This is a genomic window from Nesterenkonia aethiopica (genome assembly GCF_039534665.1).
GTDB lineage: Bacteria > Actinomycetota > Actinomycetes > Actinomycetales > Micrococcaceae > Nesterenkonia > Nesterenkonia aethiopica.
Map to the genome: position 1 here is coordinate 1 of NZ_BAAAVT010000041.1, position 1,358 is coordinate 1,358.

At 64.0% G+C, this 1,358-nt stretch carries 1 protein-coding gene; it reads left to right on the top strand.

Annotation, left to right across the window (positions count from 1 at the left end; translation table 11 throughout):
- The first annotated feature begins 84 nt into the window (after window positions 1-84).
- On the top strand, window positions 85-1,251 hold the full coding sequence (locus ABD658_RS15250; protein ID WP_344744964.1) for an IS481 family transposase: 1,167 nt from the start codon (window positions 85-87) through the stop codon (window positions 1,249-1,251).
- Window positions 1,252-1,358: the final 107 nt, after the last annotated feature.

A 1,358-nucleotide genomic window follows, 5' to 3' on the forward strand; every position in this document is an offset into this window, starting at 1 on the left:
GGTAGTGATAGTTGACACCTGTCTCGCGACATCGTTGACACCAGTGCAGGCCTCGACGCCGAGGGCAGCGGCGTTGCCACGAGCATGGGCAAGCACAAGAATCTCGTCATCGTGAAGGCCGTGATCGAGCAAGGACTCAGCGTCTCGCAGACAGCACGCAAATACGGCATCTCCCGGCAATGGGTCTACACCCTGCTGCACCGCTACCAGCAACACGGCCCTGAGGCCCTGACCACCGGCTCCCGAACACCCACCCGTCACCCACACCGCACCCCAGGAGCAGTACGAGAACGCATCCTGGCCCTACGATCCCAGCTCCACACCGATGGAGCTGACGCCGGAGCCGAGACCATCGCCTGGCACCTACGCAACGAAGGCCACCACGCGCCCTCAAAGGCCACGATCCACCGCATCCTACGGGCCGCAGGCCTGGTCACCGATGAGCCCCGAAAGCGCCCGAAGTCCTCGCTGCGGCGTTTCGCCGCCAGCCTGCCCAACGAGACCTGGCAGGCCGACATCACCTACTGGCGACTGCGCACCGGCATGCGTGTGGAGATCCTCGACTTCCTCGATGACCACTCCCGCTACCTGCTGAGCCTGCAGGCCCATCTGCCCTGCACCGGGGCCACGGTGGTCTCCACGATGCACGAGCTGATCGGCATCTATGGACCGCCGGCCTCCACACTGACCGACAATGGGTTGGTCTTCACCTCACGGCTGGCTTCACGGCCCGGTGCCCGTAACGGCTTCGAGATCCTGCTGGCCACCGAAGGCATCCAGCAGAAGAACGGCTCACCCGGACACCCGCAGACCCAGGGCAAGATCGAACGGTTCCACCAGACCCTGAAGCGCTGGCTGGCCGCACAACAGCCAGCTACGAGCCTGGGGCAGCTTCAGGACCAACTCGATGAGTTCCGTCAGTGGTACAACCACCACCGGCCCCATCGGGGCATCGGCCGCCGCACCCCTTCCCAGGCCTACACCGCCCTGCCCAAAGCCACCCCAGAGACCACCCCACCAGGCAGCTACCGGACACGGATCGACACGATCGATCCTTATGGCAAGGTCACCATCCGATACGCCGGGAAACTGCGCCATCTGGGCATCGGCAGAGCTTACGCCGGCACCGACGTGTTGCTGCTCATCGACCAGAACCACGTGAGCACCAGCAGCACCGAGACCGGTGAAATCATCGCCGAACACCGCATCGATCCCGACCGTGACTACCAGCCCCGATACAACCCCGAGTGAACCCACACCAGGCACCGACGACGAAGGGCCTCCGAACCCGGGGGTTCGGAGGCCCTTCTGTCAACGATGATCTGAGACATCTGTCAACGATGTCCCGATACATCACA

Bases quoted from the DNA above. Each gene is read 5' to 3' on its own strand.
- ABD658_RS15250 (WP_344744964.1), top strand. From the start codon at position 85: ATGGGCAAGCACAAGAATCTCGTCATCGTGAAGGCCGTGATCGAGCAA.